Origin of the sequence: Achromobacter pestifer, from assembly GCF_902859625.1 — a bacterium.
Classification (GTDB): Bacteria; Pseudomonadota; Gammaproteobacteria; order Burkholderiales; family Burkholderiaceae_B; genus Achromobacter; species Achromobacter pestifer.
The window spans coordinates 1,427,572-1,444,281 of record NZ_CADIJX010000001.1 but is presented as its reverse complement, the minus strand read 5'-3'; the positions used below and the strand labels follow the sequence as shown (position 1 = coordinate 1,444,281).

At 64.8% G+C, this 16,710-nt stretch carries 11 protein-coding genes; 7 read left to right on the top strand and 4 right to left on the bottom strand.

Going from position 1 to position 16,710, the window contains the following annotated elements:
* Window positions 1-32: 32 nt before the first annotated feature.
* On the bottom strand, window positions 33-1,022 hold the full coding sequence (locus HV753_RS06295; RefSeq protein WP_175173519.1) for a tripartite tricarboxylate transporter substrate binding protein: 990 nt from the start codon (window positions 1,020-1,022) through the stop codon (window positions 33-35).
* 201 nt (window positions 1,023-1,223) lie between these two features.
* Between HV753_RS06295 and HV753_RS06290 the strand changes: the two genes are divergently transcribed.
* Together HV753_RS06290 and HV753_RS06285 are read left to right on the top strand one after the other, a co-directional pair.
* Complete coding sequence (locus HV753_RS06290; protein WP_175173705.1) at window positions 1,224-2,126, top strand: LysR family transcriptional regulator; 903 nt, start codon at window positions 1,224-1,226, stop codon at window positions 2,124-2,126.
* 116 nt (window positions 2,127-2,242) lie between these two features.
* Entirely contained in the window at window positions 2,243-3,403 is a 1,161-nt protein-coding gene (locus tag HV753_RS06285; RefSeq protein WP_175173518.1) for a CaiB/BaiF CoA transferase family protein, read from the top strand.
* A 35-nt stretch (window positions 3,404-3,438) separates the two neighbouring features.
* Here HV753_RS06285 and HV753_RS06280 read toward each other — a convergent pair whose 3' ends face one another.
* On the bottom strand, window positions 3,439-5,460 hold the full coding sequence (locus HV753_RS06280) for a PEP/pyruvate-binding domain-containing protein (protein WP_175173517.1): 2,022 nt from the start codon (window positions 5,458-5,460) through the stop codon (window positions 3,439-3,441).
* 400 nt (window positions 5,461-5,860) lie between these two features.
* On the bottom strand, window positions 5,861-7,282 hold the full coding sequence (gene argH, locus HV753_RS06275; RefSeq protein ID WP_175173516.1) for an argininosuccinate lyase: 1,422 nt from the start codon (window positions 7,280-7,282) through the stop codon (window positions 5,861-5,863).
* A gap of 146 nt (window positions 7,283-7,428) precedes the next feature.
* Between argH and HV753_RS06270 the strand changes: the two genes are divergently transcribed.
* The 3 genes from HV753_RS06270 (at window position 7,429) to HV753_RS06260 (ending at window position 11,415) form a co-directional block, all read left to right on the top strand.
* Entirely contained in the window at window positions 7,429-8,796 is a 1,368-nt protein-coding gene (locus HV753_RS06270) for a mechanosensitive ion channel family protein (protein ID WP_175173515.1), read from the top strand.
* Window positions 8,797-8,871: 75 nt separating this feature from the next.
* Window positions 8,872-10,938: an NAD(+) synthase gene (locus HV753_RS06265; protein WP_175173514.1), complete on the top strand. Its 2,067-nt coding sequence runs from the start codon at window positions 8,872-8,874 to the stop codon at window positions 10,936-10,938.
* Between the two features lie 138 nt (window positions 10,939-11,076).
* The gene (locus HV753_RS06260; protein ID WP_006218942.1) at window positions 11,077-11,415 is read left to right on the top strand and encodes a P-II family nitrogen regulator; all 339 of its coding nucleotides are present in this window, start codon (window positions 11,077-11,079) and stop codon (window positions 11,413-11,415) included.
* 78 nt (window positions 11,416-11,493) lie between these two features.
* Here the strand turns inward: HV753_RS06260 and gspF are convergent, their stop codons facing one another.
* A complete protein-coding gene (gene gspF, locus HV753_RS06255) occupies window positions 11,494-12,699 on the bottom strand; it encodes a type II secretion system inner membrane protein GspF (RefSeq protein WP_175173513.1) in 1,206 nt (401 codons plus the stop codon).
* Window positions 12,700-12,875: 176 nt separating this feature from the next.
* Here gspF and gspD point away from each other — a divergent pair, with 176 nt between their 5' ends.
* Complete coding sequence (gene gspD / locus HV753_RS06250) at window positions 12,876-15,266, top strand: type II secretion system secretin GspD (protein WP_175173512.1); 2,391 nt, start codon at window positions 12,876-12,878, stop codon at window positions 15,264-15,266.
* Window positions 15,263-16,690: a type II secretion system ATPase GspE gene (gene gspE / locus HV753_RS06245; RefSeq protein WP_175173511.1), complete on the top strand. Its 1,428-nt coding sequence runs from the start codon at window positions 15,263-15,265 to the stop codon at window positions 16,688-16,690. The genes gspD and gspE overlap by 4 nt, the downstream gene beginning before the upstream one ends.
* Window positions 16,691-16,710 lie beyond the last annotated feature (20 nt).

Genomic DNA, 16,710 nt, shown 5'->3' with positions numbered 1-16,710 from the left:
GCGTGCATTCATCGGAGGCCGAGCTGCCGTCTTCAATTCGCGGTCATGTTCGCTGCCTTGGCGACCTGGCTCCATTTCTTCAGTTCGCTGTCCAGGAAGCTTGCCAAGGCGGCGGGCGACGGTTCTGTTTCCAGTACCAGACCCATGTCATAGGCGCGACGTTTCAGTGCGTCGTCCTGTAGCGCGGCCTGTAGCGTCGAGGTCAGTTTCTGGATGATGGTGGGCGGCGTGCCAGCGGGTGCGAACACGGCGTTCCAGGTATAGGCTTCGTAGCCCGGGATGGCCTCGGCGATGGCGGGGGTGTCTGGCGTTTGCGGCAAGCGCTCCTTCATGGAGGTTGCCAGCAGGCGCACCGTGCCGGCATGTACCTGGGCCAAGCCCGTGGGTGCGCTGTCGATCATGAATTCCAGGTGCCCGCCAATCACGTCGGCCATCGCCGGGGCGCTGCCACGGTAGGGCACGTGCATGGCACGGGTGCCCGCCAGGTAGTTGACCAGTTCCGCGCCCAAGTGCGGCGCGCTGCCGATGCCGGCTGAGCCATAGTTGACCTTGCCCGGATGGGCTTTCAGATAGGCAAGAAATTCCGGCAAGGTCTGCGCCGGCAGGGATTTGTTGACGACAAGCACCAAGGGCGCTTTCGCGGCCAGGCCCACGGGGGCAAAGTCCTCGATGGTGCGATAGGGCAAGGTGGCGTGAATGCTCGGGTTGACGGCATGCGCCACGGTGGTCAGCAGCAAGGTGTAGCCGTCGGGCGTTGCCTTGGCCACGGTTTCCGTGCCGACCAGCGTGCCTGCGCCAGTGCGGTTTTCAACAATGATCGTAGTGCCCGCCTGGCGGCCCCAGCTTTCGGCCAAGGCACGCGCGAAGGTGTCCGTTGGGCCGCCCGCCGCGTATGGCACGACCAGCTTGACCGGGCGTTCTGGAAAGCCCGGCTGGGCCCAGGCAAGCGGCGCCACGGCAAGCAGGCTGATGGCGGCGGCCAGCTTGCCCGCTAACGCGGCCCAGGAAAATAAGGGGTTCATGGTTTGTCTCCGTTCGTTGTTCTACCCGCCATTGGCGTCAGACAGTCCTGGCGAGGCGGGCGGCTTCGGGTTTGCTCCCTGGCTGCGGCAAAATATAAAGACGATGATCCGGAGCGAACAGTCGAATGTTTTTTCTTCGACTTAGAACCTTTCTAACAGTGGCTTTCCCTGGCGCTATGCGGGGGGTGCGGGGTGATGGCGTTGCGTTACGAACTGACTGACTTGCGTGTTTTCATGGCCATCGCCGAGGCCAAGAGCCTGACGGGCGGCGCGTCGGACCTGCATCTGACGGCTCCTTCGGCCAGCTACCGGCTGAAGAACCTGGAACAGGCGATGGGAGTCCCGCTGTTCATCCGCACCCAGAAGGGCATGTCGTTGACGCCGGCCGGCATGACCGTGTTGCGGTACGCGCAGACCATATTTGCCAATGTCGAGCGCTTGCAGGGCGAAATGCAGCGCCACACCGACGGCATCGAGGGCCATATCCGCGTATTCGCCAACAGCAGCACGATGAGCAGCCTGCCCGCCGCGCTGAGCCGGTTTCTGGCGGCCTATCCCAACGTCAACATCGACCTTGAAGAACGCCTTAGCGCCGACACGGTCAAGGCGGTGCTGGACGGACATGCGGACGTGGGCCTGGTGGCGGGGGCCATCGAAATGCGTGGGCTGGAATTCATCACCTACGGCAAGGACGAATTGCTGTTCATCATTCCGCCGCGCCATCCGCTGGGACTGCATCGGCGCGTGTCGCTGGAGGCTGCGTTGGCGCATGACGTCGTGGCCATTGGCCGCAAGAGCAGCAACTTTCTCTACTTGCAGCAGATGGCCGAACAGTTGGGCATCAAGCCGCGGGTGCGCGTGCATGCACCCAATTTCGACGCGGTGTTGCGCTGCGTTCAGGAAGGCGCCGGCATTTCGTTGGTGCCGCGCTCGGTGGCCGCGGTGGCGCTCTTGCAGGGCAAGGTCGAAGGCGTGGAAATCGAAGAGTCGTGGGCGGTGCGGGAACAGCGCGTGGTGATGCGCAGCATGGAAGCGCTGCCCGCTTACGCACGCGATTTCGTCGGCTATGTCACCCAGCTGACCCTTGCCGATCCTGGCGATTAGAGAATCTTGAAGCGCGATTAAAAATTATCGACTGGCCGCGGCCAAAGGGGCGTTCCTATAATTTTTGCATCGCCGGGTGCGTGACGAGCCGGCTTCCCTTGGACGTGCAGGACGATATGAACGCAGCATTGAAACCCTTGGACGGCATCACGGTCGTGGCGCTTGAACATGCCGTGGCCGCCCCATTCGCCAGCCGCCAATTGGCGGATCTGGGGGCACGGGTGATCAAGATCGAACGCCCGGACACCGGGGATTTCGCGCGCGGCTACGACGCCGCAGTGCATGGCCAATCTTCTTTTTTCGTATGGGCCAATCGGGGAAAGGAAAGTGTGTGCCTGGACCTGGATCAACCGGCCGAGCGTGCCGTGTTGCAGCGCTTGCTGGCGCAGGCCGACGTCTTCATCCAGAATCTGGCGCCAGGGGCCGCGCAGCGCAAGGGGCTGGATTTTGCCGCCCTGCATCCTCGGTTCTCCCAACTGATCGTGTGCGATGTGTCTGGCTACGGTGATAGTGGCCCATTTCGCGATAAGAAAGCCTATGACCTGCTCATCCAGGCGGCGGCGGGCCTGATCTCGGTGACGGGCACGCCGGAGGCACCCGCGCGCACGGGCATATCCATTGCCGATATCTCCGCAGGCATGTATGCGTATTCCGGCATCTTGGCCGCGCTGCTGCAACGGGCGCGCACCGGCCAGGGGCTGCGTGTCGAAGTCACCATGCTGGAAGCCTTGACCGAATGGATGTCGTATCCACTGAACGCCGCCCACTACGGGGGTTCGCCACCAGCCCGCAACGGCGTGGCCCATCCCGCCATCGCGCCCTATGGCCAGTATCAGGCGGGCGACGGCAAGGACATCATTTTCGGATTGCAGAATGACCGCGAATGGGTGCGTTTTTGCACTGGCGTGCTGCAAGACCCGGGGATTGCGCAAGACGCGCGCTTTTCCACCAACGTCCTGCGTGTCACCAACCGCCAGGCGTTGGATGGGCTGATCGCGGCGTGTTTTGCGCCATTGACGCGGGACGAGGTGCTACGCCGGCTGGACGAAACAGGCATCGCCAATTCGGCGCTGAACAGCATGCATGATGTCTGGGACCATCCGCAGTTCCTGGCGCGCGAGCGTTGGCGCGACGTGGCCACGCCTGCGGGGGCCATTCGGGCCTTGTTGCCGCCCGCCACCTTGTCTGGCGTCGACGCGGCAATGGGCGAGGTGCCGGCCTTGGGCCAGCACACAGAGGCCATCCTGGCCGAACTCGGCGTGACGCTCGCGGCTTGACGCGCGGGTACGACGTCGCCGCTGCGCCCTCCTGACTAGCGGCTGCCGTCGACGTAAGGCCGGGATTGCAGGATCAGGATCTTGTCGTCCTGCACCGCCCATTCAATGTCTTGATCGACGTTGCCCAGGCGCAGTTTGATCTGGCTGCCGACGGCGGCCAGCCGCGCGACCAGTGCATCATTGAGCACCTGGCGGGAGCCTTCGATCGGCACTTCACGCACGCCACCCCCGGTATCCGGCACCAACTGCGTGTCTTCGGCCGAACGGCTCAATACCTGTACCGCCTTGGACCAGCTGGAATACATCAGCTGTTCGGCCTGGCGTTTGCCTTCCACCACTTTGATGCCCAGGCCACGCTTGGCCGAGATGTAGGTGACGAACCGGCGCGAGGCGTCGAAGGGATCGCGCGTGATCATCACGCCCGAGCTGTCCGAAGCCGCGGCTTGCTGCACCAGCACCGCCATGACCACGCCGTCCTGGCCGATGCCGGCCGCGCGTCGGGCCTCATAAGCCTCGAAGTTGTAGATCGACGCCCAGACCGTCAGCACCGCCTGGGGCAGTGCGTCCCCCTGCGTCACATTGGGTACGGTGGTGTAGAGCCCCGCGCCGCTGAAGCCGGGCAGGTCTTCCGAGTTTGACGAGCTACGCACGAAGACGCCGCGGCCGTGCAACTGGGTCTGCCAGCGTTCACGCCATGCCGTAGCCAGCGCCGCGTCCGGCTTGGCCTGGATGATGTCCTGGCGCAGCGCGGCAAGTTCGGTGCGGCGCACGTTGGCGTCGCTGATGAAGTCTTGCCGTTGTTCCAAGGCGGCGATGCGTTCCGGCACGCGCAGCTGCTGCATGAATGCGGCGTACTGGGCGAACGGGATGCAGAAGCCGTCGGGCACGCTGGCCAGTGGCGCCAGCGCGGATTTCAGCGCACCCAGGTTGGCCGCCTTGACGCCGCAATGGCGGCTGTCGCGCGTGGCCATGCCCGTCAGCGGCTTCAAGCCGCGCACGGTCAGATCCGGCTTGGGCAGCGGCAGGCTGGCGGTTTTGGGCGGGGGCGTCGCGGGCGCATCGGGTTTGGCGATGGGCCGCACCTGGTAGCCGTTGCTGGCAACATTGAATTCCACCCATTGGCCGTCGTATTGGCGCAGGGCCGCCACGCCATCACGCACATAGGCATTGGGGATGCGCCAGCCCTTGGCCAGCAGGTTCACGTGCGACAGCAAGGTGGATGGCCGTTGCGTGACCAGCCCAGCGATGGGCGGCAGGGCCACCGGCACTTCGTCCAGCACCACGATGTCGGTGGGCGCCAGATCAGGGGTGTCGTCGACAGACGTGACGATGCGCAGCCGGCCTTGGGCGCGGCCGGTGTTCAGGGGCAGGAACGTCTGTTCGCGCAGCAAGGCCTCTTGCGTCACGAAAACCAGACCCGCGCGTTGCGCGGTTTGTTCATGCATCGTGGAGTTGGCCTTGAACCGCAGGGGAGCGTAGAAGGTGGCGCGCAGTGTGTCTTGCGTCAGGCTCAGCAGCTCGGGCGTCAGCCGGTCGCCCTCCCAGAATTCATAGGTGTAGCCGGGCAGGTCGCGCTGCCAGCTCAAGGTGCCGAACAGCAGGCGCCGTTGCGGATCCTTGTATTGGGCGATCAGCGTGGCCTTGTCGGGCGCCGGCAGCAGCCGCCGCTCGCGGGCAAAGTTCTCATGCAGCGAATAGCGCGGCGTGTCGAGGTAATAGATGCGGTTGGCGTGTTGCCGGTCAATCACGAACAGCACATGCGGAATTTCCAGTGGCGTGCCGGGGTTGTAGACCCGGGCCAACTGCTGGAACTCCGCCTGGGTGCGGATCTGCCCTAGAAAAGCCGGCCCGCCGCGTTTGGCATCCTCGGCCTGCTGCGCCGCGTGCTCGTCGGCGCGCAAGGGGCGGGCGGCGTTCTCATAGGGCGAAGGCTTGCGGGCGGTTTGCGCGTGGGCGATCGGGCCGATCGCGGTGGCAAGCATGCCCAGCGCGGTCAGGAGAATCAGGCTGGATCTGCGCCGGAAGGCAAGGCGGCGATTGGCGGACGACGGGCGCATGTAGAGGCTGGCGGAGCAGGCAAGACGCAGGGAGTTGCGATGATATCGGAGCCGCCATCGCTTGCTGTCGGTGTATGTTCCAAGATGTATCGGACTATGCATCGAGCCGCTTGGAATTTACAAAATACCCAGTTTCAGTGATACGCGGACGGACGCGAATGCCGTGTAATCCCACTTGGCTAGACGCCGCGCCGGCGGCAGAAGGAACTGGGGCCGTTCTACACACGCCCTGAGCGTCCACGGTTTCTTGTAGGGCCAATTTTGTGCAGGGGTGGCGATCGCTGCCCCTGCATTTTTTCTTTTCTGGTCGCCTGTTCCGCGTTGCGGGTGACCCACCGCGCCCAATGCGACAAGGCCCCCGAACCGGGGGCCTTGTTCTTGCCGCCAGCCAGGGCCGGGATCAGCCTTCGGCGGTTTCCGACAGCACGCGACGGGCTTCTTCAGCCACGCGCTCGGGGGCGGTGCCACCGATGTGCTTGCGGGCGGCAACCGAGCCTTCCAGGGTCAGCACCTGGTGGACGTCGTCGCCGATCTGGGCGTGGTAGGCCTTCAGTTCGTCGGTGGACAGGTCGGCCAGGTCGCAGCCGCGCTGTTCGCAGTCGCGCACGGCGTGGGCCACCACTTCGTGGGCGTCGCGGAAGGGCACGCCGCGCTTGACCAGGTAGTCGGCCAGATCGGTGGCGGTGGCGAAGCCTTGCAGGGCGGCGGCGCGCATGTTGTCGGCCTTCACCTTGATGCCGGCAGCCATGTCGGCAAAGATGGTCAGCGTGTCGCGCACGGTGTCCACGGTGTCGAACAGGCCTTCCTTGTCTTCCTGGTTGTCCTTGTTGTAGGCCAGGGGCTGGCCTTTCATCAGGGTCAGCAGGGCGACCAGGTTGCCGTTCACGCGGCCGGTCTTGCCACGGGCAAGCTCGGGCACGTCCGGGTTCTTCTTTTGCGGCATGATCGAGCTGCCGGTGCAGAAACGGTCGGCCAGATCAATGAAACCCACGCGCGGGCTCATCCAGAGCACCAGCTCTTCGGACAGGCGCGACACGTGCGTCATGATCAAGGCGCCCGCCGCGCAGAATTCGATGGCGAAGTCGCGGTCGGACACGGCGTCCAGCGAGTTGCGGCACACGCCGTCAAAGCCCAGCGTCTTGGCCACGCGCTCGCGGTCGATCGGGAACGACGTGCCGGCCAGGGCGGCAGCGCCCAGGGGCAGGCGGTTCACGCGGCGGCGGCAGTCGGCCAGGCGTTCGGCATCGCGGCCGAACATTTCTGCGTAGGCCAGCAGGTGGTGGCCGAAGGTGACGGGTTGGGCGACTTGCAGGTGAGTGAAGCCGGGCATGATGGTGCCGGCGTTATCCAGCGCAACCGCGGCCAGCGCGTGACGCAGTTGGCGCAGCAGGTCTTGCAGGTTGTCGATTTCGTCACGCAGCCACAGACGGATGTCGGTGGCCACCTGGTCGTTGCGGGAACGGCCGGTGTGCAGGCGCTTGCCCGCATCACCCACCAGTTCCACCAGGCGCTTTTCGATGTTCAGATGCACGTCTTCAAGATCCAGCAGCCATTGGAAGCTGCCGGCGTCGATTTCAGACAGGATCTGGGTCATGCCGCGCTGGATGTCGGCCAGGTCTTGAGCGCCGATGATGCCTTGGGCGGCCAGCATGTCCGCGTGCGCAAGCGAACCCTGGATGTCGTGACGCGCCAGGCGCTTGTCGAAATCCACGGACGCCGTGTAGCGTTTGACGAGTTCGGAAACCGGTTCCGAGAACCGGGCGGACCAGGCCTGCGCCTTATTGGCGAACTGGTTTTGATCGGAGGAGGGAGTGTTTGCCATGATGGGCGGAATTATAGGGCCTGCCGCATGGCCGGCGCACGCGGGGGTCCCACCGGCCCCCATTTTCCGGGACGGAACCTCTGGCTGACGCGACTTGTCGGATAATCCACGGTTAGTTTCAAGAACTTAGAGCGAGAACACGACATATGCCCCTGGAATGGGAAGAACTGGTTACCCAACTTGATACCCACATGCCGCGCGAGGCCTGGGCACAGACGCTGGTCGGGATCGGCGTGCTGATCCTGACGGCGCTGTTCGTCCAGTGGGTCGTCGCCCGGGTGGTGTTGCTGCTGGCGCACCGCGTGCTGGTGCTGAGCGGCCGGGGGGACTGGGATCAGGCCTTGCAGCGCCGCCGCGCCTATCAGAATCTTTGGTATGCGGTGCCATTTGCCGTGGTGTCCATGGGTATAGACCTGGTGCCGCACGTGGAAAAGGCCGTCACCATCGTGGGCCGGCTGGCACACGCGGGCGCGTGGATCTGCGTGTTCATCGCGTTCTCCGGCGTGCTGAGCGCCTGGCAGGACACCTATTCGGCGACAACGCGGGCCCAGACGCGCTCGATCAAGGGCTATATCCAGATCGGCAAGCTGATCCTGATGGCGGTCTGCACCGTTTTGGTGCTTTCCATCCTGATTGACCGGTCGCCGCTGTGGATGATCTCGGGCCTGGGCGCGTTGTCGGCGGTGCTGCTGCTGGTGTTCAAGGACACGCTGCTGTCGCTGGTCGCCAGCACGCAACTGACCAGCAACGACATGCTGCGCATCGGTGACTGGATCGAAATGCCGCAGTCCAACGCCGACGGCTTCGTCAAGGACATCGCGCTGCACACCGTCAAGGTGCAGAACTGGGACAACACCGTCACCACGGTGCCCACCTACAAGCTGTTTTCCGAAAGCTACCGCAACTATCGCCACATGTTTGAATCCGGCGGCCGGCGCATCAAGCGCACGCTGCGGATCGATGCGTCCAGCGTGCGGTTCCTGACCGACGAAGAAGCGCAGCGCCTGATGCGTTTCCGCCTGCTGCACGACTATCTGGAGGCCAAGACCCAGGACATCGCGCAGGCCAATCAAACGATGGGCGAACTGGCCAGCGTGCCGGCCAACCGCCGCCGCCTGACCAATATCGGCACGTTCCGCGCCTATGGCCTGGCGTTCCTGAAGCAGAACAAGGAAATCCGCCAGGACATGGCGATGATGGTCCGCATGATGGAGCCCACCTCGGACGGCATCCCGGTCGAAGTCTATTGCTTCACGGCGGTGACGGCCTGGGTGGAGTACGAGCGGATCCAGGGCGATGTCTTCGACCATCTGCTGGCGATCCTGCCGGAGTTGGGCCTGCGCCTGTACCAGCAACCATCGGGTGCCGACATCGGCGCGATGGGCAGCCAACTGCGCGAGGGCGCCATCCAGACGGCATTGGCCGCCGAGCGCGACCGGCACGCGCTTGCGCTGCCGGCCGAAGCGGGCATGCTGCCCGAACGCGGCCTGACCGACGGCAAGATGCCCCGTTGAGCGGTGGCGCCCGGGGCGCCGTGAGATAATCCCGCCGTTGGAACTTAGTCTTCATTGACCCAGGCGATCACCCCGATGTCGAACCCGTTCTTCAACCTGTATTCCCATGGCTTCGCCCGGGTGGCGGTCGGTGTGCCCGAATGTCGGGTCGCCGATCCCGCGTTCAACGCCGCGCAGACCATTGAGCTTGCCCAGCAGGCCGCCCAGGGCGGCGCGGTGCTGGTGGCGTTTCCCGAACTGGGCCTGTCGGCCTACACCTGCGACGACCTTTTCCATCAAAAGGCGCTGCTGGACGAATGCGAGGCGGCGCTGGCCCAAGTGGTGCAAGCCACGGCCGAACTGGACATCGCCGTTATCGTCGGCGCACCGCTGCGCGTGTCGCACCAACTGTTCAATTGCGCGGTGGTGGCGGCCGGCGGGCGCGTGTTGGGCGTGGTGCCCAAGAGCTATCTGCCCAACTACGGCGAATTCTATGAAGCCCGCCAATTCAGCGCCGCTGATTGCGCGGTCTCGACCGAGATCCGCCTGTTTGGCGACATGGTGCCGTTCGGGCCGGAACTGCTGTTCCAGATGGACAAGCTGCCGCTGTTCCAGTTCCACGTTGAAATCTGCGAAGACGTCTGGGTGCCCATCCCGCCGTCTTCGTTCGCCGCGCTGGCGGGCGCCACCGTGCTGGTGAACCTGTCGGCGTCGAACATCGTCGTCGGCAAGTCCGAATACCGCCATCAATTGGTGGCCCAGCAGTCCGCCCGCTGTCTGTCGGCCTATATGTACACGTCGGCCGGTCGGGGCGAGTCCTCGACCGACATGGCCTGGGACGGCCAGGCGCTGATCTATGAAAACGGCGAATTGCTGGCCGAGTCCGAGCGTTTCCTGGGGCATTCGCATCTGATGTTCTCGGACGTGGACCTGGAACGCCTGTCGCGCGAGCGCATGCGCCAGACGACTTTTGGCCAATCGGTTCGGCGTCACCAGGACGAGGTGCGCAAGTTCCGCCCCGTGGCGGTGCCCGTGAACCCGCCACTGGACGATGCGGAGTTGCCGCTTGAGCGGCGCGTGGCGCGCTTTCCCTACGTGCCGGCCGATCCGCAACGGCGCGATGCCCGCTGCAAAGAGGTCTACAGCATCCAGGTCCAGGCGCTGGTCCAGCGCCTGTCGGCCAGCAAGATGTCCAAGGTCGTCATCGGCATTTCGGGCGGTCTGGATTCCACCCATGCGTTGTTGGTGTGCGCGCAGGCGATGGATACCCTGGGCCTGCCGCGATCCAACATCCTGGCCGTCACCATGCCGGGCTTTGCCACCAGTACCCGCACGTTGCTACAGGCACGCCGGCTGATGGCGGTGGTGGGCTGCACGGCGTCCGAAATCGACATTCGCCCCAGCTGCCTGCAAATGCTGAAGGACCTGGGCCATCCCTACGCGGACGGCAAGCCGGTCTACGACATCACCTTCGAGAACGTGCAGGCGGGGGAACGCACCAACCACCTGTTCCGCATCGCGAATTTCAGCAACGCGATCGTCATTGGCACCGGTGACCTGAGCGAACTTGCACTGGGTTGGTGCACTTATGGCGTGGGCGACCACATGTCGCATTACAGCGTCAACGCCAGCGTGCCCAAGACGTTGATCACGCACCTGGTGCGCTGGGTGGCCGAATCCGGCCGTCTGGGCCAGGAAGGCGCCGAGGTGCTGCTGGACGTGCTGGGTACGGATGTCAGCCCCGAATTGGTGCCTGGCGGCGCCGACGACAAGCCGGTCCAGAAGAGCGAAGACGCCATCGGCCCCTATGAATTGCAGGATTTCAACCTGTACTACACGCTGCGCTACGGGTTTGCGCCGACCAAGGTTGCCTTCCTGGCGCTGTCGGCCTGGCAGGACCGTGAGGCCGGTGCCTGGCCGGATGCCGGGCACGTGGTCCGCAACCAGTACGATCTGGCCGCCATCAAGCGCAACCTGAAGATCTTCCTGGACCGGTTTTTCCGGCTTAGCCAGTTCAAGCGCACTTGCGTTCCGAATGCGCCGAAGGTCGGGTCGGGCGGCTCGCTGTCGCCGCGCGGCGACTGGCGCGCGCCCAGCGATTCGGAATCGGTGGTGTGGATGCGCGACGCCGAACGCATCCCCGACCAGGCGCCGGACGCCTGATCGGGGTTCTCCCGCAGTGATGCGGGAGCGCTGCGTTGACGGCTGGCCGCCGGTGTTATTCTCTTAGTCATTGCGTCTTGCCGGTCGCGCAGCCGGGGGCAGGGCGTCGCAACAGATCAAAAAACCAGGACGACCAACGTGAAACAAGTCACCGCCATCATCAAACCCTTCAAGCTCGACGAAGTCCGCGAGGCGCTGGCCGAAGTCGGCGTCAGCGGCTTGACCGTGACCGAGGTCAAGGGTTTCGGCCGTCAGAAAGGCCATACCGAGCTCTACCGTGGCGCGGAATACGTGGTGGACTTCCTGCCCAAGATCCGCGTTGAAGTCGTGTTGCCCGATGACCAGGTTGAAGCCGCCATCGAAGCCGTGGTCAAGGCTGCGCGCACCGGCAAGATTGGTGATGGCAAGATTTTCGTCAGCCCCGTCGAGCAAGCGATCCGCATCCGCACCGGCGAAAGCGACGAAGAGGCGCTGTGATCGTCACCTGTTGACCCGCGCGGCGTGCACGCCGCGCGTTTCATGACATGCCCTGCGCAGCGCGCGGGGCTTTCACTTCTAGCGGATGAGTTGGTTCATTTCCAGAATCGGCATCATCACCGCCAGCACGATCAGCAGCACAAATCCCCCCATCAGCAGGATCAGCGCCGGTTCCAGCAGCGCGGTCATCGCCATGGCGCGTCGTTCCAGGTCGCGCGACAGATTCTGCGCGCCACGGTCCAGCAGCTCGGGCAGGCGGCCGGTTTTTTCGCCGCTGGCGATCAGATGCACCAGCAACGAGGGGAAGACCTTCTGCGCGCCCAACGACGCGGATAGCGCCGCGCCTTCGCGCACGCGCTCCGATGCTTCGTCCACGGCCTGGCGCAACACGTCATTGCTCAGCGTGCGGCGGGCCGCATCCAGCGCGGTCAATAGCGCAACGCCACTGCCGCACAGAATCGCCAAGGTGGACGCGAAGCGCGCCGCGTTCACGCCCAACACGAAACGTCCCGCCAATGGCAGCCGCAGCACACGCGCGTGCCAGGCCCGCCGCGCGGCCGGCGCCCGCAAGGTGTAGCGCCACAAGGCGATCAGCAACACCAGCACGACGCCGGTCACCACGCCCCATTCGCGCACATAGTCGGACAGGCCCAGCATGACGCGGGTCAGCATCGGCAACTGCTGCTTGGCGTGGTTGAAGGCAGACACCACCTGCGGCACCACGTAGCCCAGCAGGAAGATCACGATGATGACCGACACACTGGCCACGACCGCGGGGTAGATGAACGCTGTCATCACCTTGCTGCGCAGGGTGTTGCGTTCTTCGATGTAGTCCGCCAGTTTTTCCATCACCTGCGCAAGGTCACCGGATTCCTCGCCCGCGCCGATCAACGCGCGGTAGATCTCGGGAAAGTCGCGCGGGCGCGCGGCCAGCGCCGTGGACAGCCGGTGCCCGGCGCGCACGTCGTCGCGCACGCTGCCCAGCGTGGCCGCGATGTGCTTTTTCTCGGCTTGTTCAAGCGTTGCGGACAACGCGGCATCCAGCGGCAGGCGCGCGGCCAGCAGGCTGGCCAATTGGCGTGTCAGCCATGCCAGGTCCGAGTCCGACAAGCGGGTGCGAAAGCTGGCGCTCAAGCCTTCTGCGTGTGCGGCCAATGCGGTGGATAGCGGCAACAGGCCACGGCCGCGCAACTGGTTGCGGGCGCCGCGCTCGGAGTCGGCATCGATCGTGCCGCGCACGATTTTTCCAAGCGCGTCAGTCGCTTCGTAACGGAAGGAAGGCATTGTCGAGGCAAGGGGCGCACGCGAATCTAAAACGTGCAAGAGCCCCGAATTTAAAGGGTTTCCAGCCAATATATTGCATGTCAAATATGACCGTAGTGTTGCACTGTCACCCCGTATACTCCGACCCGATTTCACGTTTTTTCACACGATTTCACGTCTCAGGCACCTATCTCGTCATGCGTCATCTCGCGCAGTTCAGCCTTGCAGTCTTGCTCGCAGCAGGCCAACTCGGGCCGGCAATCAGCACGGCCCACGCCCAACAGGCAGACAACCGTGTCAGCCTGAATTTCGTCGATACCGACATTCCCGCCGTGTTGCGCGCGCTGTCGCTGTTCACGCAACGGAATTTCCTGGTGGACCCTCGCGTCAAGGGAAAACTCACGCTGGTGTCTGACAGGCCCGTCGATAGCGGACAGGCGCTGGCGATGCTGACCGGCGCGTTGCGCTTGCAGGGCTTTGCGATCGTCGATGTGGACGGCGTGACGCGCGTCGTGCCCGAGGCCGACGCCAAGCTGCAAGGCAGCGCGGTGGTGGGCAATACGCGGCCGGCCACGCCTGCGTCCGGGACGCCCAATGGCGGCGCCGCGCGTGGGCCGGTGCCCGTGGCGACGTTTGCCAAAGGCAGCAGCAGCGGTGAAATGCTGACGCGCGTGTTCCCGTTGAAATACGAGAATGCCGCCAACCTGGTGCCGGTGTTGCGGCCCATGGTGCCGCCGAACAATCCCATCAACGCCTATCCCGGCAACAACACGCTGGTGGTGACGGACTATGCCGACAACCTGGAACGGATCGCGCAGGTCATCGCGCGCATCGACGTGCCCAGCTCGATCGACACGGACGTCGTGCCCATCCGATCGGCCATTGCGACCGATATCGCGATCTTGGCATCGCAGTTGCTGGACACGCAAAGCAGCGATCCGACGCAGCGCATTGCGGTCGTGGCGGATCCGCGCAGCAATAGCGTGCTGGTGCGTTCGGGCAGCCCCGCGCGCACGCGCCTGGCTCGCGATCTGATCCTGAAGCTGGACGCGCAACAGAACCGCGCGGGCAATCTGCATGTGGTCTACATGCGCAACGCACAGGCCACGCGCATCGCCGAAGTGCTGGGCGGCGTGCTGACCGGCCAGGCGAATGCCGCGCCGGGCGCCAACGGCGGCGCCGGCGGTGCAGGCGGAGCCGCGGGCGGCGCGCAAGGCGGCACCCGTCCGCAGAGCGGCACGGGAGGCAACACCAACCAAACGGGGCAGGGCATGTCTTCCGGCATGTCGGGCTCGTCCAAGGGCGGCTTGTCGGGTGAGCAGGAACGGATCGCGCGGGAAGACAACAATTCGCAAGCCGTGTCGTATTCGGCGGGCGGTGCCACGATTCAAGCCGACCCCGCCACGAACTCGCTGATCATTTCGGCGCCGGAGCCGCTGTACCGCAGCTTGCGCGAAGTGATCGACCAGCTGGATCAGCGCCGCGCGCAGGTGCTGGTGGAAAGCCTGATCGTGGAAGTCAGCGAACAAAAGGCCGCGGAGTTCGGCATCCAGTGGATGACGGGCGCGGGCAACATCAACGGCAACGGCACCAGTTTCATCGGCGGCACCAACCTGGGCGGCAGCGGCATCACCGGCACGGGTCCGACGTCCATCGACGCGCTGGGCAGCGGGTTGAGCCTGGGCGTGGTGAAGGGCACCGTGGACGTGCTGGGCAACAAGGTCATCAATCTGGGCGTGCTGGCTCGCGCCATGCAGAACACCGGCGAGGCCAACATTCTGTCCACGCCCAACCTGCTGACCTTGGACAACCAGTCGGCCAGTATCCTGGTCGGCAAGACCGTGCCCTTCGTGACGGGCCAGTACGTCACGTCCGGCAGCAATGGCAGTTCCAATCCGTTCCAGACGATCGAACGCGAGGACGTGGGCCTGAAGCTGAACATCCGCCCGCAGATTTCAGAGGGCGGCGCGGTGAAGCTGGACATCTATCAGGAAGTCAGCAGCATCGACGAAAGCCGCTCCAACGCCACCACCGGCATCGTCACGAACAAGCGTGCCATCGACACCAGCGTGCTGATCGACGACGGCCAGATCATCGTGCTGGGCGGCTTGCTGGAAGACAACGTGACCCTGACGACCAATAGCGTGCCCGGCCTGGGTTCGTTGCCGGTGATCGGATCGCTGTTTCGCTATGACTCGCGTAAACGCACGAAGACCAATCTGATGGTCTTTCTGCGCCCCTACGTCGTGCGTGACGCGAACCGCAGCGCCAGCGTGACCATGGACCGCTACGACTACATGCGCCGCGCGCAAGGGGCCGTGCAGCCGAAGGAACACTGGGCGCTGCCCGACATGCAGGCCCCGATGCTGGCGCCGCCGGGCTCCCCGTCGTCCGTGTCGAACAACGCCTATGACCTGCGGCCGGAACAGCTGGAGGCCACGATGCGCCGTCCGCCGCCCGCCACGGTGGAGTCGTTCGCGGTGCGGCAGTATCCGGGCACGGCGCTCCAGCGCGATCCGTCGGCGCCATTCCGAGTGTCGCATTCGCTGCCGATGGGAGCGGCGGTGGACCCCGAGTCGCTGCTATGAGCGCGCATCCGTTGCCCTATGCCTGGGCGCGCGCGCAACGCGCCGTGCTGTCGCTGCGCGCGGGGCAAGTGCAGTTGACGGTCAGCCCGCGCACCCCCGATTGGGCGGTGCGCGAGATCCGGCGTTGCCATGGCGACATCGCGCTGGCGCAGATCGATGACGAGGCGCTGGAAACCTTGCTGACAGCGGCCTACAGCCATTCGGAGGATGCCGCGTCGGTCATGGGCGTGGCCGAAAACGAGATCGACCTGGATCGCTTGCTGCAAGACATGCCCGAAGTGGCGGATTTGCTGGAAGCGCAAGACGACGCGCCCGTGATTCGCATGATCAACGCGCTGTTCGCCCAGGCCGCGCGCGACGGCGCCAGCGATATTCACATCGAACCGTTTGAGACCCATTCGGTGGTGCGCTATCGCGTGGACGGCACCTTGCGCGATGTGGTGTCGCCGCGCAAGGCATTGCACGCCGCGCTGATCTCGCGCATCAAGATCATGGCCCATCTGGACATCGCCGAAAAGCGCTTGCCGCAGGACGGCCGCATCGCCTTGCGCGTGGGGGGCCGGCCGATCGACGTGCGGGTGTCCACCTTGCCGACGGGACACGGCGAACGCGCGGTGCTGCGCTTGCTGGACAAGGAGGCCGGGCGCTTGCAGTTGGAACGCCTGGGCATGTGTCCCGAGGTGCTGACGCAGCTGGACCGATTGATCCGCCAGCCCCACGGTATCGTGCTGGTGACGGGGCCGACCGGCAGCGGCAAGACCACCACGCTCTACGCCGCGTTGAGCCGGCTGGACTCCGCCACCAGCAATATCCTGACCGTCGAAGACCCTATCGAATACGACTTGTCAGGCATCAGCCAGACGCAGGTCAATGCCAAGATCGACATGAGCTTTGCGCTGGCGCTGCGCGCCATTTTGCGCCAGGACCCCGACGTCATCATGATCGGCGAGATCCGCGACCTTGAAACCGCGCAGATTGCGGTGCAGGCGTCGCTGACGGGCCATTTGGTACTGGCCACGCTGCACACCAACGACGCCGTGTCCGCCGTGACGCGCCTGACGGACATGGGCGTAGAACCCTTCCTGCTGGCGTCATCGCTGTTGGGCGTGCTGGCGCAGCGACTGGTGCGCAAGCTGTGTCCGGAATGCAAGAAGCCGTCGATGCTTGATGGCAAGCAGGTGTTCCATCCGGTGGGATGCCCGACTTGCAACCATACGGGCTACAGCGGGCGCTCGGGCATCCATGAACTGTTCACGGTGGATGACGACGCACGGCGACTGATCCACGAGGGCCGGGACGAACGCGAACTGCGCCTGGCCGCCGTGGCGTCGGGCATGCGCACGATGCGGCAGGACGGCCAGCGCTGGGTGGACGGTGGCCAGACCTCGCCCGAGGAAATCGTGCGGGTGACACGCGACGCCTAGCGCCGCGCGTAGTACGGCTA